Genomic DNA, 21,436 nt, shown 5'->3' on the forward strand with positions numbered 1-21,436 from the left:
CTGAAGAGGAATTGAAAGCGATTCTCTTAAGGCCGGAATTGCGAAACTAGAAAATTGAGAGCTGAGGGTTAAAATTAAGTAAATAGATATTTATTATGCCTATTTTGTTACTATTATCTAATTTGATTATCTCAATTTCTTATTTTTCTTCAAATTCACATTTAACTGGTAAATCTACCATGTGGAATGAGTAAAAGCGACTGAATCCACAGTCCCGGCATCTTATCTTGATGTTGTACTCATCTACTTCTATATCATGGACTGTGGCATCTCCACAATTGTAACAGCTGGCACCTTTTTCCAGTTTCCATTTTTTAACAGCCATCATTCCCCCTCCTTTTCAACGCCCTTGATGAGGTAGTAACGAGCCGCACCACAATTGGTACACCATATCTTCGCCTTGTTTAAGTCTATTCTTATTCTCTGAACCGATTTTTCACCGCAGTAAAAACAGGGGACTTCTTTTTCCAGTAACCACGTTTCAGCCCTTTCTTTCACCTCATCTTTATAGCTGACAATGATCCGGCGAATGGGAACTTCAAGAATGGTGTATTTTTCACCTTTCAATGACTTCATTACTGAATCTACAATTTTTTCTGTTTTTTCCTCATCAACTACACAGCAAACCAGTACGGCATCAGTGGCATAATCCCGGATTAGTCCTATAGCTGATTTCGGATCCTCTTTAATGGCAAATCCCTTCCAATCCTGGGGGGACATGCCTTTATATTCCAAGATATAAAAACCAGTTATTCCTGCATCAGTAAGCGCATTCATGGCCCTTCCCAGATTTTCCACTTCTACAAAAACTCGAAGATGAACCTTCAAAATAACACCCCCATCACATCCTAATCTTATGATACCTTTTGTATTGATACCTATTGTGCATTTTTGTAACTATTAGAATAATTAAATCAATAAGATTTAAAAATTCTATTTTTCAATTCTATTTTTTTATGACATGACTTGTTGTTATTATGTAAATCCTTATCTAAATAATATTCGACTTTACCTGATCTTAAATGAATTAAAATAAATATCAGACAGTAAAAGTTAATGGGTGTTGGACTGTTCATAATAGTTTCATAATCTTTTATGATGGTTCTTTCACCAAAAAAGGACAAATTAAGGCAAAAATCGTGCGAATAGCACATAAACCCATGATTTTGCAGTCCCCCAAAATATCAAAAAAATTAACTGCATTGAAGATGATATATAACACATTAAAATAATACATTAAACAATTATCAAGTGTAATTATGAAAAGTAGGTATAAATACGGTTTAATTTTATTAATATTAATTCTATTGATATTTGGTATTGGTTTTCTGGCAATAAAGAAGTTAAGATCAGTCAATAACACTGAAAGTCCATTTGAAGGTTCTAATCAGAATTTTAATACAAAAAATCAAATTAATGAAGTTGTTACACAGAATACTCCATCTGAAACCACTAAAACTATTCAATGTCCCGATTGTAGTGGTACTGGTAACTTAGTGTGCCCTGAATGTAATGGAAACGGACTATATTATATTTGCAGTGCCTGTGGTAGAAAATATCACACTTATCTTAATACATGTCCCTTTTGTGGTGCTAAAAACACATTGGTACAGCACATTTGCAGCCCAACCATTCCCTGCCCCCGATGCGGAGGATCCGGACAAATACCTGCCTAAATAATCATAAAAACTTTTTAAATCATTAATTTCCTTTTCATTATATAAATTAATTTAAATAAATAATTAAAATAAAGTATATTATAAATAAGGCAAACTAGGTTTAACCTCTTAATATCACGTCTTGTTAGGTGTTTTAATGAAATATAAAGACTTAGAATTATCAATTTATGACTTTATGGCAGATGTGGGAGTTGAAATACCCCAACTGGTTGAGGCAGGTTTAGAACTCCTGGCTGGAGTGGAAAAAACTCCTGAATTAGAAAAAAAACTTGAAAACCAGCTCAGAAAATCACTTGAGGATATAAATGTTGTGGTAATGATGGTGGCAGGGATGCGTGTTGAAGATGACCTTCAAAACCACCGTATCAAGGGGATCAATGTAGATGATGATCCTGCCTATCTTTACTGTGACGAGGTTCTGGGAATGGCCATTGCCAACCAGATCGCTGGCACAAAGGCTATTTTTAACTTTAAAAGGTATGATGAGGCAAAACCTGGAGTTATTGCTACTCTAGGACCTATGCTTGATGATATATTCGCTGGTCTGGTGGCAGGTTGCATGTCCAAAGTTTTCGAGGAGTGATCATTAACATGAACCGCCCCCATGAAAAAGATCCAATTTTGGATATGAAACAAGATGAGGATAAACCTTCAGTCAGTTGGCAGGGATTTTTAGGATTGTTATCATTCTCCACCATACTACCCCTAAATATTCACACAACCATCCCGGAGATGGCAAATTTCACATTTATCTGGCCATTAATTGGAGGTTTCATTGGCATAATTGTAGGGACCTTTGGATGGCTACTTCTTGATCCACTTCACCTATACCCATTGCTATCAGCAGCACTGATTTACAGCCTTACCATATCCCTAACTGGTTTCCATCATCTTGATGGGCTGGTGGATTTCGGCGACGGTTTAATGGCTCACGGAGCCCCTGAACGAAGAATAGAAATTATGCGCGATAAAAGAATAGGAACCGGAGGCCTGGCTACCCTTTTGACAGTTTCCCTAATGACATTCTCATCCATAGCATCCGTACCTGCATCCTACATTTTTCCTGTAATCTTTGTGTCTGAAGTATCTGCTAAAGTTAGTTTAGTGGGCTGTGCAACATTTTCCAAGCCTTTAGATAATGGCACTGGAAAATACTTCATTGAAAGCATGAACTGGAAACTGTTTATTTTCACACTGATTTTAACCATTATTCTAGGATTTATAGCATTTAAATACACCGGAATCCTTGGAATAATGGGAGGTGTAATTGCAGGAATTATAATGGCATTATTAACCAAGAGAAATTTCAACTATGCAACTGGAGATATATTGGGAGCTTCAAATGAGATCGGACGGACTTTATCTCTTATATTAATGATAATATTCACATCTTGGAGTTTTTAAATGGAAGTTAAGGTTTTAAGATTAGATCACAGAAGGGTTCGTGATGCACGTATCACCACCCATGTATGCCTCACTGCCAGGGCACTGGGAGCATCAGGAGTATATTTAAGTGGAGATCATGATAAAAAGCTCATGTCAAATGTGGAGGATGTAGTGAAGCGCTGGGGTGGTGATTTTAAGGTTGAATATCAAAAAAAATGGGAAACTCTCCTGAATGAATGGAAAAATAGAGGAGGAAAGATTGTTCACCTCACCATGTACGGGGAGCAAGTTCAAGATGTTGCTCCAAAAATCAGAAGTTCAAAATCAGACCAGCTGGTAGTGGTTGGTGGTTCCCGTGTTCCCAGTAAAGTGTATCAAGAGGCTGACTGGAATGTTTCAGTAACAACCCAGCCCCACTCTGAAGTATCTTCCCTAGCCATATTCCTACACATGTTGTATGAGGGTAAGGAACTGGAACTGGAGTTTAAAGGTGGAGATATGAAAATTATACCTTCTAAAAGAAGTAAAACAGTTGTTATGAAAAATAAGGTTATGAAAAATGAAAAAAAGGAATTTAGAGAAGATTAACTTTTTAAGCGTGATTAAAAACCAGGCTAAATAATTTCTGATTCCATTAAATTCCAGTTAACCTATTTCAACTGATTTTGATTTTTTTATCCACTTGACTAAAATCAATTTTCGCTGAAAATTTTTTTATGAAAACCTTAATTGTATCAATTAGAAATGTATAAAAAGAGAAACATGATCAAAATAATCGACCATTTGCTGGTTCAGGATAAACTCACCCAGATAAGAATGGAAAGAATCAACAGAACTACATTCCGAGGAGGGATAATTGAAATAGGCCGCTGGTTAGCTTATGAACTTGCAAACACACTTGAGAAAGAACAAGTTAAGATAGAAACCCCTTTAGGAGTTGCTGAAGGAGTTAAGATAAAAAATAAAGATGATATTGTAGTAGTAAGTGTTTTAAGAGCAGCTATTCCCCTGGTAGAGGGTATTATGAGGGTTTTTAAGGATGCTCAGTATGGTGTGGTGGGAGCCTCAAGAAGAGATCAATCACCATTCCCTGTGGAGGTTGGTTACTTCAAAATGCCTTCAGTGGAGGATAAGATAGTGGTAGTGGCAGATCCCATGCTGGCCACAGGAAATACTATGAACGCTATTTTAGATCGGATAAAAGAGAAAGGAAATCCTCGTAGATTAGTATTGATTAATGTTATTGCCTCAAAACATGGTTTAGAATACGTTTCAGAAAGACACCCCCATCTAGAAATCTACACTTGCGCAGTGGATGAAGAATTAAATAATGATGGATATATAATTCCTGGTTTGGGTGATGCTGGTGATAAAGCCTTTGGAAAACCCAACGATTGATGTCGATATATGCACCCTAGTTTTATTTTATACAAAAATAATAAATTGAATCATTTCATCATGATCTAAGAATTGATTAAGCATGGTTGACATATAGTTGTTGTACCAATTCAATATCATTAAAATAAAAAAAAAATGATCTGGATGAAATTAAAGACTTTAAATTTATTTATTCTCTGTATTATAATCTGCCTGACAACTTTAGCTTCAACTAACTTTTTAATTGAGTCTATCCTGATCCAACCATCCTCTGGAAGTTCTAATTTCGAAATCGAAATTATTGATTACGCAACTGGAGGGGATGTGAATAAAAATTCCAGAATATTTAGCTTCATGCCTAAAAATAATTTAACCAACCAGATTATCAGCAAATCTAAAAATGGAACACCTCTAATTACGATGGGTAGTGGGGAACCCAAAGTAATGATAATTGCTGGAGTTCATGGCGAAGAGTTACCCTCTCAAATCGCAGCTATAATGCTTATCAATAATCTTAAAGATAAAAAACTGAAAGGAACAGTTTACATAATACCATTCACCATACCTGCCGCCACAGAACTTTGTACCAGAGATTACTGTGGGATAGACCCCAACCGAGCTGCTGAAACCCCTGGAACACCTACATGGGTTCTTTTGAACTTTGCACTCACCCATAAAATTAAATATGCAGCAGATTTTCACTCCACACAACCAGGAGGAAATCCTGGTAAAAAAGTGGTGATGAGCTCTAAAGACATCTTATATGAAAGTTTTTCAATTGCAGATTTCATGAGCAGGGAAACAGGGTCTGAAATAACTTGCCATTCTGTAAATCCAGGGGCTTTAAAAAACGTTTTTAATTCTAATGGAATTCCTTCTGTTTCGGCAGAAGTCATCTCCTGTCATGGAGAAGCTGATTTAAAGAGTATAAATGAGTCCTACGAACAGATGATTTCTTTTTTGAAATACTCTGGAATCCTCTAATTAAATTGAATCTTGACGAAGTTACCTTGAAGATTATTTAAACCCCCCCCACCCCCTTTTATCATTCAATTAGAATAAACGGAAGTTTAAAGTTCATAAATTGTGATTTCACTTAAAAAATTCTTTATCATCATTTTTTACAATAAACAGCAATAAAGACAAATATTTATTGCCAGTATTAGTTGACCCAGCGAAATACAATCAAATCATCAAATAAAATAAATAAGATTAACCACATAAATATCCATCTAGTTTATGAAAAATAGGTTCTAGGGATTTTATGAATAAAGAGAAGAGATTGTTAATTTTATCCTTTATTGTGATTATTGGCGTTTCATTCTTTGTTTATTATGATATTACTAAACCAACCCCTACCTGGATTAAGACTTATGGTAGTTCAGACAATGAAACTGGGTACATGGTTATTAATGCAATTAAAAATGGTTACATTGCCCTGGGTTCACGAGAAATATCTTCTGATACTGAAGTATACTTGATGGATCTCAATACTTTAGGGGTGACCTCCAGACAAAACACTTTCGGAGGTAATGGTAATGATTATGGTTACTCCCTACGTCGAGCACTCTCTGGTGGTTATATTCTTATAGGTAAAACCAATTCTTATGGTCTTGGAAATTATGATGCATGGTTTGTTAAGGTTAATGAGGATATGAAACCTGCATACAATGTAACTTATGGTGGGGCTGGAAACGATGCTGTTTACTCTTTTAAAGAAACAAAAGACAGCCGATACATACTTGCAGGCAATACAACATCCTTTGGTTCCGGTTCAAGTGATGTTTATCTCTTAAAAGTTGATCCAAACGGCCAGATGCAATGGCAACAAGTATTCGGAGGTTCTGGGGAAGAATGGGGTAAATCCGTTCTGCAGTCCCAAAATGCTAACTACTGGATATTAGGTTCAACAAATTCTTATGGATCGGGAGGATATGATTTTTATCTGGTCGAAACCAACCCTGAAGGTTCACTTATAATGAACAAGACCTTTGGTGGAATTGGAGATGATTATGGGGACTCCATTGTGGAAAACGTAGACGGAAGCTTTCTTTTAACTGGATCAACCAATTCTATAGGTTCCGGGCAATTTGATGCACTTATAATTAAAACTGATCAGTTTGGTAATGAAATCTGGAATAAAACCTTTGGGGGAGAAAAAGATGATATAGTAACCTTTTCTCGTGAAACAGCAGACCATGGCTACCTCATAATAGGAAATACCAATTCTTTTGGCTCAGGCAAGATAGATATGTTCGTGATGAAAACAGACAGAAGTGGGAATATAGAATGGAACAAAACTTTTGGGGGTTATGGGGACGACTATGCATCTTTCATACTTGAAACAGCAGATAATGGTTACCTATTAATCGGAACAACCACTTCAACTGCTAATGGTTTTAAATCTATTATCCTGGTTAAGATGGATTCAAACGGCACTGTAAGCTTATGAATTGGAAGAGATTTAGTGAGAATGGGACTATATAGATAGAATGGAACTATATAATTTTAAAAGAATTTAGGTACAAATTAAGGCAAATAATCTAAAAAAAAGAATTTATAGGCTTTAAAAAGTTTCTGGTGGTAAATATGGATGAAACTGAAAGTAAACTCTATGAACAGATCTTCCCCATTACCCATCGTCTGAAAAAACTGGAGATGATTGTGGCGATAATTCTGCTAATAAACTCCCTTATATTTCTCATAATATTCTCTATCAGTGGTGGAGTGAATATTCTAAGTTTGGTATCAATTATTCTATTTGGTCTTGCTGTGGGGCTCCTATTCCAGCGATATATGGATATGCGCCTGGGAGGTACACTAACCTATGCCATAATGTTATATTATTCATTAGGGAATCTTTGGATATTGCCTCATTTTTTCGTAGTGAGCGCAATAGGAGTTCCAATTGGAATATTCTTTATGAGGAGAGGTTATCTAGGACATATATTATTTTACTTGCTGGGAGCCATAATATTACCTCTCAGTATATTGTCTTACTACATTTTCAGGATTTATGTACCTCCACTATCACTTGTGCCCATTGTTCAAAGCGCTGCAGGAATAATATACTTAGTAATGCCACTTATATTCCTTTACAACTTACTTAGAATTGAAAGAAAAAAAATCCCCCTAAACATAATCTATATGGCTGGTTTGTTACTTGCAGGTTGGGCCCTATGGGTCGTAATCCTGAATTATCTGGTCTGAAGGTGATAAAGTGCCAATATTAACCATAGTGGTGGAAGGAACGAGAGGAAAAAGTTCAGTCGTCAGATTTTTCCATAAATTCTTCTATGAAAACGGTTACAACACCTTAAGTCGTGAAACAGGTTTAGTGCCTATGATTTATTACAATGACCAGAAAATATTCGTTAAAAGGTCCGGTGAACTCCCATTCAACCTTTTAACCGAAGTGAAATTGATTAATGAACTCTATCCTGAGGAATGTGTTGATGTGGCAGTTTTTGAAAATAATGCAATACGCACTGAATACATGCGCAGTCTTAGCGATTACTTGAGAGCGGATGTGGTTATCATTACTACTATCACATTTGATCATATTCTTTCCCAGGGATTCACCATGGAAGAAACTGCAGAAACATTCATTAAATCAATACCACCCTATTCTCATATGATATTCTGGTCCAACCACCAATACGAATACGAATTATTTAAAAAAACCTGTGAAAACATGGGAATAAGTGATTGTGATATTTTACACAGCAAACTTGAAGACAGAGAGTTGGTTATTTATCAAGCACTTGAAAAGATTCTAAAAGAAAAAAACCTGCAAATACCAAGGGATATAAGCGAATTTACAACTCAATATGTATATGAATGTCCAATTGATGAGAAATGCCCTGTTGAAGTAAAATCTCTTCCAGATGAAATCTTTTCCAGCGACTTATCCCCCAGAACTTTTGTCGATATTGGACATATAAATGATCCCATTCACACCCATATTATTTTCCATCAAATTCTTGCTGAAAGAGAGATTGAAAATCATGAAATATATCTTTTATTCAATTTCAGGGAGGACCGTTTAGAGAGAATCCCCTTATTTATCGAAGGATTCCTACCCCTAGTCCAGGACCATATCTCTGGAATAATAATTCATTCCACAAATGTGGCTTTTACTCCAGATTATCTTATCGGATACATTAAAAAAAATCTTAAGACTGATAAAAAAATTAAATTTCATAAATTCAACGATTTTAAGGAATTTATTGGGGACGTTGTACCTCAGCTTCCCCCCAATAGCTACATAGTTATGGTGGCTAACACTGCCGATAAATTTGGATATGAACTCATTGACCGTTTAAATCTTTTCAGAGATTCATATCCCATACTAAACCATATTAACCTCTTTGAACTTAGATACAGTAAAAAACCAGAAGAGTTGTACTGATACTACTCCCAAATCACTATCACTAGAAAAATAGTTATTTATTATCCAAAAAAGAAATTTTAGTTCAATAAATAGATTCCCCATGAGCCACTGCAACAATAGCTGGGAAATCTACAACCTCCAAACGATATAATGCCTCCATACCTTCTTCAGGGAATGCAGCCACTTCTGATGATATCATTTTACTGGTTAGAAGTGCAGCGGCTGGTGGTGTGACTAAGAATACAGATTTATATTTTTTAAGTGCCTTTATGGTTTCATCAGTCAATGCACCCTTCCCTATGTGCATCTTAACTCCAGCCTTTGATAGAGGAGGGATACTGTTTTCTATTTCAGTTTTGTTACTGCTGGTTGGTGCTATGCCTGCCGGACTTACTGCAGTGTGCATAATCACCGCCCCCTTCAGGTCAATGGGACTAGTGCCTTCCTTTATAAGCTTCACCAGACGTGGGAGTGCGGCGTCCCTACCAGTGAAGACAGTACCACCGAGAATTAAACGGTCCCCTACTTTTAGATCCACAATATCTGAATCTTTTAGGGGGGTTTTGAATTCTTTGACATGCTTCATGAACTGATCCCTATTTTTTACTTGAATCCTTTAATTGATATGTAGAATGAAAGGTCTTGAATTGATTCCATATGTAGCATCTCTTTAGATTATTGGTAAGTATGGAAGTGTTCTTGTTACTGTGACTATTGAATTTCCACCAGATCTCTTAAAAATGCTTCAATATGCTCTAATTTCAGGTGAGGCATTACAATTATTCGGATAGCCTTGGGATAGGATGCCATGGATACTGCCCAACCTTTATCTTCAAGTTTTCTGGCAATTTCTTCCACAGGAATTCTTTTGGAACGGAAAGCCACTATGTTCAGTTCAGGACGGGTTACCAGATCAAAACCTGCTTTTTCCACACCTTCCGCGAGAATGGATGTGATTTCCATACACTGCTTGGAAACTTCCTGGTATCCCTCCCTACCCAGGTGCTTCAAAAGAGCCCAGGTAGCAGCGGTGGCTGCCCCGGTGCGGGTTCCCACTACAGTGGACTGTAAATCTTCAGTGAGGTAAGGTGTTTCAATGGCCATAACCTCCAGGTATTTGCGTTCTCTGAAAAGAATGCCCCCGGTGGGTATGGGGGCAAGGCCCATCTTATGAGGATCAATGGTTATTGATGAAACCCCTGGAAGTTTAAAATCAAATTCAGGAAGATCATAACCCGCTTCTTTCAAAAAGGGGATGCTGTAACCTCCGAAAGCTGCATCCACATGCAAGTATATATCTTTTTCCAGACAGATTCTGGAAAGTTCTTCTATGGGGTCTATTTTCCCCAGTTCGGTGGTTCCAGCCACTCCCACTATAGCCACTGTATTCTCTGAAATTAAATCTTCCACTGATGAAAGATCCATCCGGTATTCTGAATCTAGATCTGCCATCTTCAAATCAAGTTTCAGCATCTCCGCAGCTTTTTTAAATGAGAAATGAGCAGATGCAGGGACTATGATTTCAGGGTCCTTTATCCCTGCTAGATTACGGGCTGATCGCATGGCCATGAGGTTAGCTTCAGTACCGCCCGTTATTATATGACCATAAACATCTCTTTTACCCATTAATTCGCCCAGAATAGCGATTACTTCATCCTCAAGTGCCTTGGTTCCTGGGAAAAGTCCAGGGTCTCCCAGGTTGGACTCTAAGAACATGGAATATGCTTTGACTCCCACTGGATCAGGGCAGGTGCACATTGATCCTAATATTCTGCCGGAACGGTGGGTGAGGTCCTTTTCTTTATATTTCCGGAGCATCTGGTATATTTGCTCTTTTGGTATTCCCTTGTCTTCCATTTCCATCCCATAAAAAATAAGTACAACTTTTAAAAAAAAAAATAGATGGTTTCAAAATGAAAAAACGTGGAGTTATTATTATTCCTGCATTAACTTACGTGCAGCTTTTAACAGAAGTTTTTGCTCCACTCGAGCCACAGTTTCTCGCACTGTGGCCACAGCGTCAGTGTTAGCTGATACTGAGGTGATTCCCAGTTCTACCAGTTTTTCCACTATGGCTGGTATGCTTCCTGCCTGTCCGCAGATACTGGTTTTAACTCCGGCCTTGTTACACTCCACTATAACTCTTTCTATGAGTTTCAAGACTGCGGGGTGGCTTTCTGTGTAAAGATCTGCCACTTTTTCATTGTTCCTGTCTATGGCCAGAGTGTACTGGGTGAGGTCGTTGGTTCCGAAGCTTACAAAGTCCAGTCCTTCAGCTATGAAGTCTTCAATGGTCATGGCTGCAGCTGGTGTTTCCACCATGATTCCGAATTCAATGTTTTTCTGGGGTTTGAGTCCGGCTTGTCTTGCGATTTTCTTGGCTTCCTTGAGTTCATCCGGGTGCTGTACCAGGGGCAGCATGATTCCGATATTGGTGTATCCCTGTTCATGGAGTTTTTTTATGGCTTTGAATTCTGCCAGTAAGATTTCTGGTTCGTCCAGTTCCCGGCGTATTCCCCTCCAACCCAGCATGGGGTTGTGTTCATGGGGTTCACCTTCTCCACCTTCAAGGGATTTGAATTCATCTGTAGGTGCATCCAGTGTCCGGTACCATACCGGTTTGGGGTAGAAACTGTCTGCCACTTTGAGGATGTTTTCCACCAGTACCCGGACCAGTTCTGCTTCGTTTCCTTCCTGTATATACTTTTTAGGGTGCACACCTGTAGTTAGCATCATGTGTTCTGTTCTGAGAAGCCCTACACCATCTGCTCCGGTTGCTGCAGCTTTTTTTGCAGCTTCAGCCATGCTCACGTTTACTTTAACCTCGGTTACTGTGAGTGGTGCCTGTAGAACAACCTGGGGTTCTTCAATGGTTTCTTCTCTTTTCTTGGTTTCCACCAGTTTACCTTCCAAAACCATTCCTTTGTTTCCATCCAGGGTTACCTGACTGTTTTCGGGTAGGATGGATGTGGCGTCTCCTGTTCCCACCACACAGGGTATTCCCAGTTCTCGGGATACAATGGCTGCATGGCAGGTTACCCCACCTTCATCGGTGATGATTCCATTGGCTCGTTTCATGGCAGGTACCATGTCTGGAGTGGTCATCACAGTGACCAGAATGTCTCCTTCCTGGACTTTGTCCAGTTCATCAGTGCTGTTTATGATCTTAACTGTTCCAGCTGCCATTCCAGGGCTGGCTCCTAATCCTTTGGTGATTACAGTCCTTTCACCTTCTTCAATGCCTGTCGCCTCTTCAGTGCCCATATCAAGGGTGGTTACTGGTCTGGACTGTAACATGAATATTTTACCATTTTCAATGGCCCACTCTGTATCCTGGGGGAACTGGTAGTGTTCCTGTATTTTTTTCCCTAGATCAACCAGTTGGGCTAGTTCCATCTCATCTAAGACTTGTTTATTTTTAAGATCCTCAGGCACAGGGACTTGCACCGTCTGCCCATCTTGAGATTTCTTCTGGAACATGGTTTTTTTCTCACTGATCTGTTTTTCCAGAATGGCTCCAGTGGCTTTATCCATCCAGTAGGTGTCAGGTGTTACAGTTCCAGATACCACTCCTTCTCCTAAGCCCCATGCTGCTTCAATAAGGATTTTTTCCTCTCCAGTGGAGGGATGTACTGTGAACATTACACCTGCTTTCTCAGCTTCCACCATCTCCTGCACTACTACTGCTATGTATACTTTGGAGTGGTCGAAGTTATTTTCTTCTCGATAGAATATTGCTCTAGCACCAAAAAGGGAAGCCCAACATTTTCTGACGTATTTGATCATATCTTCAGGACCTTTCACATTGAGATAGGTGTCCTGCTGGCCAGCGAATGATGCTTCAGGCAAGTCCTCTGCTGTGGCTGATGATCTTACAGCTACAAAAGCGTTTTCTTTACCTATGCGGTGGCATAGCGCGTTGTATGCTTCAATAATGAGGCTGCTGATTTCATCAGGTATGGGAGTTTCATTGATGATTTTTTTAATTGTCTTTGCAGATTGCTGAAGTTCTTTGTTGTTGTTAACATCCAGTGCATCAAGAATGTCCATTATTTCCTGGGTGATTCCAGTTTCATCCATGAACCTCTGATAGGTGGCAGATGTTATCACAAATCCCGGGGGGACTGGTATTCCAGCTTGGGTCAGTTCTCCCAGGTTTGCTCCTTTTCCTCCTGCTATGTCCACATCTTCCTTTTTTAGCTCCTCGAAAAATTTGACATACTCCATGCTTCACACCACTTAGGATTTATTCAGAATTGATTTTTAAAACAACTTACATTGTATTGTTGTAATTCTGCCCTTATTTGACTAATTCTGCACCTTGGTCAATCACTATTCTGCAAGGTACTGGGAACTTCATAGCAGCTCTTCTGAGAGCCTCTTTAGCATCGATGAAATTCTTTTTGTTGGTTCTGATGGTTAATACTCTCTGATTAGCTTTCACCAGGGCTACTGAGCTGACCGGTTTACCAAAAGCTTTTCTCATACCATCCTGCACACGGTCGGCACCAGCACCAGTGGCCATGGGGTTTTCCCGGACAATATGGTGAGGATAGACCCTTATCTTCAAGTGATATCCCATCCTACCTGATTTTCGCTGCATGTACCTGTTAGTGGCTATCCTGGCGGCTTCCAGGGCATTGTGAGATAGTTGGGCTTTTTCTTTAAGAGCCAAGCTCACAGTTAAAGGGAATTCTGCTGAGAGGTTTCCCATGTCATATTGAACAATTCTGGAACCAGGAATTTTGCGTATGTAATCTTTTCTAGTGTATGCTCTTACCATCTAATATTCCTCCATGTTATAAATGTTATTTAAAGCTTAAACGTGAATATAAAAGCTATAAACCTCAAATTTTCTACCTAAAGGATAAATGCGATATGAAGTTTGCAAGGTAGAAATCAATAGTACAATTAGTTTGGAGAATTATAATATATAAAATGATCAATAGAACTTAAATAAAACTATGATGCCTATGAAAAATTTTGAAGCAATGGTGTATTAATAAATTAGTTATATCCAAATTTATATTCAACTTGGATCTCCCTGGAATTAAAAATTGAGATACTAATTAATTGAAAGTTATATAACATTGCTTTATACTTAGGAAGGTAGAAAAAACATGAAGATCGCGGTAACTGGGAAAGGTGGTGTGGGTAAAACCACACTGGCCGGTACTCTGGCTGTTATTTTATCAAAGAATTATAAAGTATATGCCATTGATGCTGATCCGGATATGAATTTAGCAGGGAGTCTGGGTATTCACCAGAATATTACCCCTATATCCAAAATGAAAGATTTAATTAAGGAAAGAACCGGTGCAAAACCAGGATCATCATTCGGTGAGGTCTTTAAGATTAATCCCACCATATCCGACCTTCCAGAGTCTCTTTCAACAGACTATGACCCTGAAGGTAATTTGAAGATCCTGGTTATGGGTACTGTGGATAAAGGTGGAGATGGATGTGTGTGCCCGGCATCGGTGATGTTGAAGGCCATTTTAAAAAATTTAATCGTTAAAAAAGATGAAATGGTTATTTTAGACATGGAAGCAGGTATAGAACATTTGGGTCGGCGTACTGCCGAAGCAGTGGATGTTATGATCATTGTTGCTGAGCCTGGGCTCAAATCTTTGGAAACTGCCAGTCGTATTAAGAAGCTGGCCTCTGATATAGGTATTAAGAATGTGGTTGCTGTAATCAACAAGGTCTCCAGTGATGTGGAAGAAAAATTTGTGACTGATAAACTGGCAGAAATGGGTGTTGACGTTTTAGGCAGTATTCCACGGGATGATATGGTTGTAATGGCTGATATGGAAGGTCTTCCATTGGTTGATTACCCTGATTCGGCTGCTTTTACTTCCATCAACAAAATTGCAGAAAATATTTTGAATTATGGCTCCTCAATTAATCAGGGAGTATGAGGCTATGAAAATTAAAGCCACCATCACTTTCCATTATCATGATGAAAACCAAGCAAAAATTGCTTATGAATCCTTAGAGCCAGAGAACGTTGGTTTTTTAAAATCATACCAGGATCATGATTCTCTGGTTTCGAAATTAGAAGGAGAATCCCTTAAGACCATCCTATCCACTGCTGATGATCTTATATTTTCCGAGATGTTGGTTGAAAAAGTATTAGAACTTCAAAACAGACAGAAGGATGTTTAAAAAATGAAATTCACATTAGAAGGAGAAGTTTTACTAAGCAAAGAGGCTGATGAAGCTTTAGATGATATTGCTGGCTTTGTTGAAGAGGCTAACCAGGAGCTATTTCTTAAGGGAGTGCCCCATGACCAGAAGGATGATGCTTCCCGTATTGTGGAGTGGAATCTTTCTGGTAACAGACTCCAACTCCAGATAGTCTCCGGTAGAAGAGGCAGAGCTCATGACGCGCTACTACGGATTAAAAAACCTTTAACTCATCTATTAGGGCCTGAATACCACATTGGTGTTCGTAAAATCACTGTAAACCAGTATATTATTGAAATCCCCTCTCCTGAGATGGTTGATGTTGACCATATGCCGTATGTGGATGAAACCTCATTTGAAGATGGGAAAATGGTTATAAAATTCCAGAAACTGGAAGAAGGAGATCTCAGAAAGCATGTGGTGGACCGGGTTGTTAAACAGGTGCTGGCTGAAACCGAAAATATCCTAGAAGAATCAGATGAAAATGCCGATGATATTTTAACACGACAGGTTACCAAGATAGAACCCGGAACCATCGTTGGGCGCAGCCAGAAGTTTTCAGTGTTTTTTGAAGGTGATCCTACTGAGGAAGCAGCTAAACAGGGTTGGGTGAAGAAATTCCCTGGTAAAGGACAGTGGTTCTACGGACCCAAATTCATTGCCCTGCAACGAGCCATAGAAGATATATTTATGGATGCCTTGGTGGAAAAACTGGAATTCTATGAATGCATGTGGCCCAAACTTATCCCCATCCCTGTGATGAATAAAATGCGTTACCTGGAAGGACTCCCTGAGGGGATGTACTACTGCAGTGCACCCCGTCGTGACCCTGAGGTATTTAAGAAATTCAAGAACGAGCTTTTAATAAAAAAAGAAGTTCCAATAGAGCGTTTGAAGGATGGTTTGAAGGATCCTTCCTATGTTCTGGCACCAGCTCAGTGTGAACCGTTCTATGAGTTCTTCAGCCACGAAGTTCTCGATGAAAAGGACTTACCCATAAAACTCTTTGATAAAAGCGGATGGACCTATCGCTGGGAAGCTGGGGGAGCTAAAGGCCTGGATCGTGTGCATGAATTTCAGCGCATTGAACTGGTATGGTTAGGAATGCCAGAGCAGGTAGAGGAGATTCGTGATGCTACCTTAGAAATATCCCAAAAACTGGCTAACCAGATGGAACTGGAGTGGTACACCGAGATAGGTGATGACCCCTTCTATCTGGAAGGTAGGAAGGTGGAAGAACGGGGCATAGAATTCCCTGATGTTCCTAAATATGAGATGCGAGTAGTGGTGCCAGGTGCAGATAAAGGAGTGGCCGCAGTTTCTGCCAATGTACACGGGACCCATTTCACGGAAGGTTTCTCAATTAAAGAAACCCATAATCACACCTTATGGACTGGTTGCACAGGAATTGGTATAACCAGATGGCTGTTCGGTTTCCTAGCCCAAAAAGGTTTTGATAAAACAAACTGGCCTGATATAGTAAGAGATAGAGTGAAAACTACACCCACACCTAAGGTTTTAACCTGGCCATGAACAAAGGAATAATGGGATTAAAAAGAATTGCTGTAAGAAGAATTAGTTTGATTTAAATGGCTTTTATTTAAAACAACTAATTTATTTTTATTTTTATTTATTTTATCATTGTTTTTATCCTTCTTGGATTATTTTATTCTTGATTAAATCTTCAAATTAAATAAAGAAAAAAACTGTTTAAAAAAAAGGTTTAAAAAATGTAAAGGAATATTTTTAAGAAGAAAAAGAAAAAATAGAAGGTAAAAAAAGTTTTATTCTTTACCTTCATCTTCAGGTAGTTTCTCTGGAACTTCTTCAGTAGAAACCTCCTCAGCAGAGATTTCCTCAGTAGCTAATTCTTCAGTAGAAACATCTTCTGCAGAGACTACTTCATTAGCGGTTTTTTCTGTAGAAACTTCTTCTGCAGGAGATTCTTCTGTAGACTCTTGTACTTCATCTTTCTTAACAAATGAGTCCACAAATTCTACAGTAGTAATGTCCATGTTATCCTGGATGTCCCGTGCTATGCGGAATCGGGCCATGGTCACGTCCATGTAAGGGCGCTGGTCGAATTTAGCCATTTCATCCATGGCAATAACCACTTTATCATCGTCAATTTCGATTTTATGCTTTTCAGAGTCCAGGTTAGGGTTAGGGTAGTGCAGGTCAATTAAGCTTTTGACTTTTTCTGTGTCATCTTCAATGATCTCAACCACTTTAATCTGGTACTCCAGGTTTTTACCAGCCAGTTCGTGGTTAAAGTCAAGTCTAACTCGCCCCCCACTGACACTGCGTACTATACCTGTGTTTCCTTGGGAGGTTATAGCCATTCCTACCTGTGGTTTTATACCCTGCTTTTTGAATTCAGACATGGGAACTAACTGCATTAGTTTAGGGTCGCGTGCACCGAATGCTTCTTCTGGGGGTAATTCTATGGTTTTTTCTTCACCTGCTTCCATATCCACCAGTGCATTTTCCATGCCTTTGAGTAAATGACCACCACCTACAATTACTGAGATGGGTCCGTAAGTTTTCTTGTCTGAATGTATTCCTTTTTCCTCTGCTAATTCTTCATTGGTTGTGTCAAAGATATCACCGGTTTCAATAATCTTTCCAGTGTATTCAAGCTTTATAAAGTCTCCATTCTTCACTGGCATATCTCTAGCCTCCTATGTGGTATTCTCTTTTTAAATTCTCTTAGAACTTCTTTATTTTTATAGTTTAATATGCGTATGGTTGAGGGATAATGTTCAATGTACCTTGAAAGATCATCCCCAGCAACTCTTACCTCCAATGAGGATAAAACCCTCTGACGATGGTGTCTGCTGAATCCCCGGGCAATACATTCCTCAACCTCCATAATGGTTTTAAAGGGTCTTTTTTGGATTATGTTATCAATGGTTCGCTCATCAATAATACTCAGAGATTTAAGATCAGGCACTGATGTATTGTTAGCCGTCTGAATAATTCCTTCTACATCCCTAATTTGGTTAAGGGGTGCTCTACCCCCATCCATTTCTCTTTCCAATACTTCAATAGTTTCATCGGGTAACATGTCCTTTGCAGATTCTAAAACACCTGAAACAACAGCTTCCCGGATTATAGTTCCACTAATTCCTTCCAGGCGAGGTACAAAGATGAATTTGTTCTGGAAGTTGAATCCTATTTTAGTGAGGGATTTTGAGAGTGATACAATAACGTAGTTATCCTCATTCAGTTTTCCCTTTAGTAGGACATTTCCAGTTTCCATGTCAACCATGCGGTAGGGTTTAGGAGCTACTCCCACTCCTTTCCCTATTTTTTCCAGTAGAACTTCAAATTCAGGATCTTTTTTGTATCCCCTGGGAATATAATCAGCATCCAATGCTTGGAACATACGAGCCAAACATATTGAGTACTGTCCAGAACCCATCACACCCATGGGCGGTCCTTCAACCACCACATCAGCACCAACAGCTATGGCTGCCTCTGCCCGAGCCTGGCGAGTCATTATATAAGGAATTCCCCGGCCACTGCGTTCAAATGGTCCTGGAACCACAGCAACAAATAGTCCATCTGGAACGGCCTTTTTAGCCTCTATAAGGCAATGAAGATGACCTTTATGTAGCGGGTTGTATTCTGTAAAATCCGACAGTATTTTAACATCAGATGTGGGTTCTTTAAACTGAGGTCTCACTCGTAAATCTTCCAGGAATGTTTTTTTATCCCGGACGATGATAGTTTTAACCAAACTTTCTACAGAAGACACCAAAAAACCACCCTGTTAATCTTATGAATAAAGATTTGATTTTGCCAATAGTTCTACAGAAGACTGCGACCCTACTATTTTTATGGTCATATTATGGTCATCAAAGTTATATGATTATGCTTACAGAGTGATAATAGACCTGTCAGTTTATTCTAACGGACTGATTTTAGTCAAGGCTTGACAGGCTTTTTCGATGAACAGGCTTCTTTGAAGTGTGAGTATTATGAAAATGGTGGATTTGTGCATATCCAACTGTAAACTGGATTTAGATTATAAGAATTTTTTCTTAGGCATAAATGAGGGTAAGATTGTTTCTATAAAAAAATCACCCATCTCTGCAGATGAAGTTATCAATGCAAAAGGTAATATTGTGCTTCCAGGTTTAATTGATTGCCATGTGCATTTCAGGGATCCGGGACTCACCTTTAAAGAAGATTTTTATACAGGGAGCGCTGCAGCAGCAGCTGGAGGTTTCACCACTGTACTGGACATGCCAAATACTATTCCCCCCACAAATACTCCAAAAGCGTATAAAGAAAAACTTAAGATCGCAGATAATAAAAGTTTAGTGGACTTTGGTCTCCATGCAGGTGTTGGTGATCTTTCCTGTATTGAAGAGCTTGCAGAATTAAGGCCTGCATCTTTTAAAATCTTTATGGATCTTTCAGACCATGACAGTTTAATGGAGGCTTTCAATAAGATAAAGATGGTGGCTCCTGATAACCTTATATCCTTGCATGCTGAGGATGGTGCAGTGGTTAGAAGATGCACAGATTTAATGGAGAAAAAAGGGTCTGATCCAGAATTATATGCACAGGCCCGCCCACCACAAGCTGAAATTGAAGCGGTTGGAAAAGCCCTTATACTGGCTAGAAAATTCCAGCAAAAGATACATTTTTGCCATGTGAGTACCAAGAAATCACTTGAACTGATTAATAGGGCTCAAAATAACGGTTTAAAAGTGACCTCAGAGATCACTCCACATCACCTTTTCCTGAATTCCAGTTACCTTAAAGAGTTTGGGAACCAGGCCAAAACTAATCCGCCCCTACGTGATGAGGAAAACAGGCTGGATATTAATTATTTAGATAAGATTGATATTATTGGTACAGATCACGCTCCTCACACCCTGGAAGAGAAAAGTGAAAATGTTTGGAAGGCTCCTCCAGGCGTTCCAGGTATTGAAGTCATTCTTTCCCTACTTTTAACTCAGTTAAACCAGGGAAAGATAGATTTTAGGGATATTAAGAGATTGTTATGTGAAAACCCTGCTAAAATCTTCAATATTCCCTATAAAGGTTTCATAGCTCAAGGGATGGATGCGGATCTGGTTTTAGTTGATCTGAAAAAAGAGAGTATTATAGAGCCTGAAAATTTCAATTCTAAAGCAAAATATACTCCATTTGAAGGTTTCCAAGTTACCGGGATGCCAGTTATGACTTTGGTACGTGGCCGGAAAGTAATGGAAGATGGGGAAATCCTAGAAAATAAGGGTAAACATATTTATTCTTCTTATAATCTTTAATCATCTTGAAAAATTCATTTAATATTTCAAAAAATAAAATAAAACGAGAAAATGATAATTATATCATTATCTCCTTATTTTTAATCCTATTCCACTAATCACTATTAGAATAGCCATTAAAAGTAGTGGTAATGGTGTTCCTGTTGGTTGCATGCCCACGGTTTTCGGTGAGGGTGATGGTTCTGCTCGGACATAGATGGCTGCAGTTGCATTTCTAGGACCGAGTATGGGATCCCATGATGCAGTATACACGTGTGCATGGTTTTCTATAGGTCCTAACTTTTCAACACCCACGGTTATTACCAGTTGGGCTATAGTGTTTGCAGGTAGGTTTCCAATATTCCATATGCCAGTGGCAGGATTATATGATCCATAATTGGCTGTAGATGATATGTAAACAATTCCTGCAGGGAGTTTGTCAACCACATAAACATCTATAGCTGTGTCTGGACCCCAGTTCTGCACTATGATTGTGAAGTAAATGATTTCATGCAGGTAAGGCTGGGGATTACTTACGGTTTTTTCGATAGTGACATGTGAAGTTTGTATATTGTTGAAAACCCAAGCTGTTTTTCTTCCATCAGGATCTGTTGGTGATGAGGTTCCAGCTGTGTTGTTGATTCCTTCAGTAGCATTAGTCATTACCGTACCGTTGATCCAGATGGTTACGTTCTGTCCTGGAGCCAACCTTTCAATTATTGGAGTTATAAGAAGTGGGTTTGTATAAGCGGTCCATGGTATTCCAGTTGATGTAGAGTAATAAGTGTTATCAAGTATACTCGGCGTGTAATTGTCATCAAAGTTAACATTTAAGGCATCTGATGGTCCTTGATTGGTTATTACAATTGTGTAATGTATTGGGTAACCTCTTACTATGTTGTTTACATCGGATCCTTCGGTTACAGAAGTTTTTGTTATATTCAATCTAGCAACCGTATCCACAACATTAGACACAGTATTAGAAGTCACATTAAACGGACTAGTACTACTATCAGCAGTCGCATTATTCAACAACACAGTACCATTAGGCGCAGAAGCATTCACAGTACCATTAATCATAACCATGAACACCTGACCCACACCCATAGGACCACCAATCAAACCAGTAACATCCAAAACCAACGGAG

22 protein-coding genes are annotated in these 21,436 nt (G+C 38.8%); 13 read left to right on the forward strand and 9 right to left on the reverse strand.

The window, feature by feature from the left end; translation table 11 throughout:
• Positions 1-139: 139 nt before the first annotated feature.
• Both HVN35_03145 and HVN35_03150 read right to left on the reverse strand, forming a co-directional pair.
• Positions 140-325: a hypothetical protein gene (locus HVN35_03145; GenBank protein NYB51548.1), complete on the reverse strand. Its 186-nt coding sequence runs from the start codon at positions 323-325 to the stop codon at positions 140-142.
• On the reverse strand, positions 325-828 hold the full coding sequence (locus HVN35_03150; protein ID NYB51549.1) for a hypothetical protein: 504 nt from the start codon (positions 826-828) through the stop codon (positions 325-327). The genes HVN35_03145 and HVN35_03150 overlap by 1 nt, the downstream gene beginning before the upstream one ends.
• A 431-nt stretch (positions 829-1,259) precedes the next feature.
• Here HVN35_03150 and HVN35_03155 point away from each other — a divergent pair, with 431 nt between their 5' ends.
• The 9 genes from HVN35_03155 to HVN35_03195 all read left to right on the forward strand — a co-directional run bounded on the left by HVN35_03155 (position 1,260) and on the right by HVN35_03195 (position 8,853).
• Positions 1,260-1,676: a hypothetical protein gene (locus tag HVN35_03155; protein NYB51550.1), complete on the forward strand. Its 417-nt coding sequence runs from the start codon at positions 1,260-1,262 to the stop codon at positions 1,674-1,676.
• Positions 1,677-1,815: 139 nt separating this feature from the next.
• Positions 1,816-2,262 (forward strand): phosphatidylglycerophosphatase A, encoded by a 447-nt coding sequence (locus HVN35_03160; GenBank protein NYB51551.1) that lies wholly within the window; start codon positions 1,816-1,818, stop codon positions 2,260-2,262.
• Between the two features lie 8 nt (positions 2,263-2,270).
• A complete protein-coding gene (cobS, locus tag HVN35_03165; protein ID NYB51552.1) occupies positions 2,271-3,083 on the forward strand; it encodes an adenosylcobinamide-GDP ribazoletransferase in 813 nt (270 codons plus the stop codon).
• Positions 3,084-3,653, forward strand: coding sequence for a tRNA (cytidine(56)-2'-O)-methyltransferase (locus HVN35_03170; GenBank protein ID NYB51553.1), 570 nt, complete (start codon positions 3,084-3,086; stop codon positions 3,651-3,653).
• Between the two features lie 174 nt (positions 3,654-3,827).
• Entirely contained in the window at positions 3,828-4,463 is a 636-nt protein-coding gene (gene upp, locus HVN35_03175) for a uracil phosphoribosyltransferase (GenBank protein ID NYB51554.1), read from the forward strand.
• Between the two features lie 144 nt (positions 4,464-4,607).
• Positions 4,608-5,426, forward strand: a complete 819-nt coding sequence (locus tag HVN35_03180; protein NYB51555.1) for a succinylglutamate desuccinylase/aspartoacylase family protein — start codon at positions 4,608-4,610, stop codon at positions 5,424-5,426.
• 280 nt (positions 5,427-5,706) lie between these two features.
• Positions 5,707-6,894: a hypothetical protein gene (locus HVN35_03185; GenBank protein NYB51556.1), complete on the forward strand. Its 1,188-nt coding sequence runs from the start codon at positions 5,707-5,709 to the stop codon at positions 6,892-6,894.
• Between the two features lie 137 nt (positions 6,895-7,031).
• Positions 7,032-7,652 (forward strand): hypothetical protein, encoded by a 621-nt coding sequence (locus tag HVN35_03190; GenBank protein NYB51557.1) that lies wholly within the window; start codon positions 7,032-7,034, stop codon positions 7,650-7,652.
• A 10-nt stretch (positions 7,653-7,662) separates the two neighbouring features.
• Positions 7,663-8,853, forward strand: coding sequence for a hypothetical protein (locus HVN35_03195; protein ID NYB51558.1), 1,191 nt, complete (start codon positions 7,663-7,665; stop codon positions 8,851-8,853).
• A gap of 64 nt (positions 8,854-8,917) precedes the next feature.
• On the opposite strand, the gene HVN35_03200 is transcribed toward HVN35_03195, so the two are convergent.
• The 4 genes from HVN35_03200 to rplJ all read right to left on the reverse strand — a co-directional run bounded on the left by HVN35_03200 (position 8,918) and on the right by rplJ (position 13,618).
• A complete protein-coding gene (locus tag HVN35_03200; GenBank protein NYB51559.1) occupies positions 8,918-9,421 on the reverse strand; it encodes a fumarate hydratase C-terminal domain-containing protein in 504 nt (167 codons plus the stop codon).
• 125 nt (positions 9,422-9,546) lie between these two features.
• The gene (mfnA, locus tag HVN35_03205) at positions 9,547-10,692 is read right to left on the reverse strand and encodes a tyrosine decarboxylase MfnA (GenBank protein ID NYB51560.1); all 1,146 of its coding nucleotides are present in this window, start codon (positions 10,690-10,692) and stop codon (positions 9,547-9,549) included.
• 78 nt (positions 10,693-10,770) lie between these two features.
• A complete protein-coding gene (gene ppsA, locus HVN35_03210) occupies positions 10,771-13,062 on the reverse strand; it encodes a phosphoenolpyruvate synthase (protein NYB51561.1) in 2,292 nt (763 codons plus the stop codon).
• A 73-nt stretch (positions 13,063-13,135) separates the two neighbouring features.
• Positions 13,136-13,618: a 50S ribosomal protein L16 gene (gene rplJ, locus HVN35_03215; GenBank protein ID NYB51562.1), complete on the reverse strand. Its 483-nt coding sequence runs from the start codon at positions 13,616-13,618 to the stop codon at positions 13,136-13,138.
• Between the two features lie 337 nt (positions 13,619-13,955).
• Between rplJ and HVN35_03220 the strand changes: the two genes are divergently transcribed.
• Genes HVN35_03220 through serS form a run of 3 tightly spaced genes read left to right on the forward strand, consistent with a single transcriptional unit; the run spans position 13,956 to position 16,557 of the window.
• Entirely contained in the window at positions 13,956-14,756 is an 801-nt protein-coding gene (locus tag HVN35_03220) for an AAA family ATPase (protein NYB51563.1), read from the forward strand.
• Between the two features lie 4 nt (positions 14,757-14,760).
• Positions 14,761-15,003, forward strand: a complete 243-nt coding sequence (locus HVN35_03225) for a hypothetical protein (GenBank protein NYB51564.1) — start codon at positions 14,761-14,763, stop codon at positions 15,001-15,003.
• A gap of 3 nt (positions 15,004-15,006) precedes the next feature.
• Positions 15,007-16,557: a serine--tRNA ligase gene (gene serS / locus HVN35_03230; protein NYB51565.1), complete on the forward strand. Its 1,551-nt coding sequence runs from the start codon at positions 15,007-15,009 to the stop codon at positions 16,555-16,557.
• A 251-nt stretch (positions 16,558-16,808) separates the two neighbouring features.
• On the opposite strand, the gene HVN35_03235 is transcribed toward serS, so the two are convergent.
• Entirely contained in the window at positions 16,809-17,693 is an 885-nt protein-coding gene (locus HVN35_03235; protein ID NYB51566.1) for a peptidylprolyl isomerase, read from the reverse strand.
• The gene (locus HVN35_03240) at positions 17,684-18,784 is read right to left on the reverse strand and encodes a nucleotidyltransferase family protein (protein ID NYB51567.1); all 1,101 of its coding nucleotides are present in this window, start codon (positions 18,782-18,784) and stop codon (positions 17,684-17,686) included. Before HVN35_03240 ends, HVN35_03235 begins: the two co-directional genes overlap by 10 nt.
• A 229-nt stretch (positions 18,785-19,013) precedes the next feature.
• On the opposite strand from HVN35_03240, the gene HVN35_03245 reads away from it, so the two are divergent.
• A complete protein-coding gene (locus HVN35_03245) occupies positions 19,014-20,309 on the forward strand; it encodes a dihydroorotase family protein (protein NYB51568.1) in 1,296 nt (431 codons plus the stop codon).
• Between the two features lie 66 nt (positions 20,310-20,375).
• Here HVN35_03245 and HVN35_03250 read toward each other — a convergent pair whose 3' ends face one another.
• The gene (locus HVN35_03250) at positions 20,376-21,395 is read right to left on the reverse strand and encodes a DUF11 domain-containing protein (GenBank protein ID NYB51569.1); all 1,020 of its coding nucleotides are present in this window, start codon (positions 21,393-21,395) and stop codon (positions 20,376-20,378) included.
• Positions 21,396-21,436: the final 41 nt, after the last annotated feature.

It is taken from the genome of Methanobacteriaceae archaeon, assembly GCA_013403005.1.
In the GTDB taxonomy this organism is placed as follows: Archaea; Methanobacteriota; Methanobacteria; order Methanobacteriales; family Methanobacteriaceae; genus Methanobacterium.

Bases quoted from the DNA above. Each gene is read 5' to 3' on its own strand.
- HVN35_03185 (NYB51556.1), top strand. From the start codon at position 5,707: ATGAATAAAGAGAAGAGATTGTTAATTTTATCCTTTATTGTGATTATT.
- HVN35_03155 (NYB51550.1), top strand. From the start codon at position 1,260: ATGAAAAGTAGGTATAAATACGGTTTAATTTTATTAATATTAATTCTA.
- HVN35_03235 (NYB51566.1), bottom strand. From the start codon at position 17,693: ATGCCAGTGAAGAATGGAGACTTTATAAAGCTTGAATACACTGGAAAG.
- rplJ (NYB51562.1), bottom strand. From the start codon at position 13,618: ATGGTAAGAGCATACACTAGAAAAGATTACATACGCAAAATTCCTGGT.
- upp (NYB51554.1), top strand. From the start codon at position 3,828: ATGATCAAAATAATCGACCATTTGCTGGTTCAGGATAAACTCACCCAG.
- mfnA (NYB51560.1), bottom strand. From the start codon at position 10,692: ATGGAAGACAAGGGAATACCAAAAGAGCAAATATACCAGATGCTCCGG.
- cobS (NYB51552.1), top strand. From the start codon at position 2,271: ATGAACCGCCCCCATGAAAAAGATCCAATTTTGGATATGAAACAAGAT.
- HVN35_03200 (NYB51559.1), bottom strand. From the start codon at position 9,421: ATGAAGCATGTCAAAGAATTCAAAACCCCCCTAAAAGATTCAGATATT.
- HVN35_03225 (NYB51564.1), top strand. From the start codon at position 14,761: ATGAAAATTAAAGCCACCATCACTTTCCATTATCATGATGAAAACCAA.
- HVN35_03245 (NYB51568.1), top strand. From the start codon at position 19,014: ATGGTGGATTTGTGCATATCCAACTGTAAACTGGATTTAGATTATAAG.
- HVN35_03170 (NYB51553.1), top strand. From the start codon at position 3,084: ATGGAAGTTAAGGTTTTAAGATTAGATCACAGAAGGGTTCGTGATGCA.
- HVN35_03250 (NYB51569.1), bottom strand. From the start codon at position 21,395: ATGGGTGTGGGTCAGGTGTTCATGGTTATGATTAATGGTACTGTGAAT.
- HVN35_03145 (NYB51548.1), bottom strand. From the start codon at position 325: ATGGCTGTTAAAAAATGGAAACTGGAAAAAGGTGCCAGCTGTTACAAT.
- HVN35_03160 (NYB51551.1), top strand. From the start codon at position 1,816: ATGAAATATAAAGACTTAGAATTATCAATTTATGACTTTATGGCAGAT.
- HVN35_03190 (NYB51557.1), top strand. From the start codon at position 7,032: ATGGATGAAACTGAAAGTAAACTCTATGAACAGATCTTCCCCATTACC.
- serS (NYB51565.1), top strand. From the start codon at position 15,007: ATGAAATTCACATTAGAAGGAGAAGTTTTACTAAGCAAAGAGGCTGAT.
- ppsA (NYB51561.1), bottom strand. From the start codon at position 13,062: ATGGAGTATGTCAAATTTTTCGAGGAGCTAAAAAAGGAAGATGTGGAC.
- HVN35_03180 (NYB51555.1), top strand. From the start codon at position 4,608: ATGAAATTAAAGACTTTAAATTTATTTATTCTCTGTATTATAATCTGC.
- HVN35_03220 (NYB51563.1), top strand. From the start codon at position 13,956: ATGAAGATCGCGGTAACTGGGAAAGGTGGTGTGGGTAAAACCACACTG.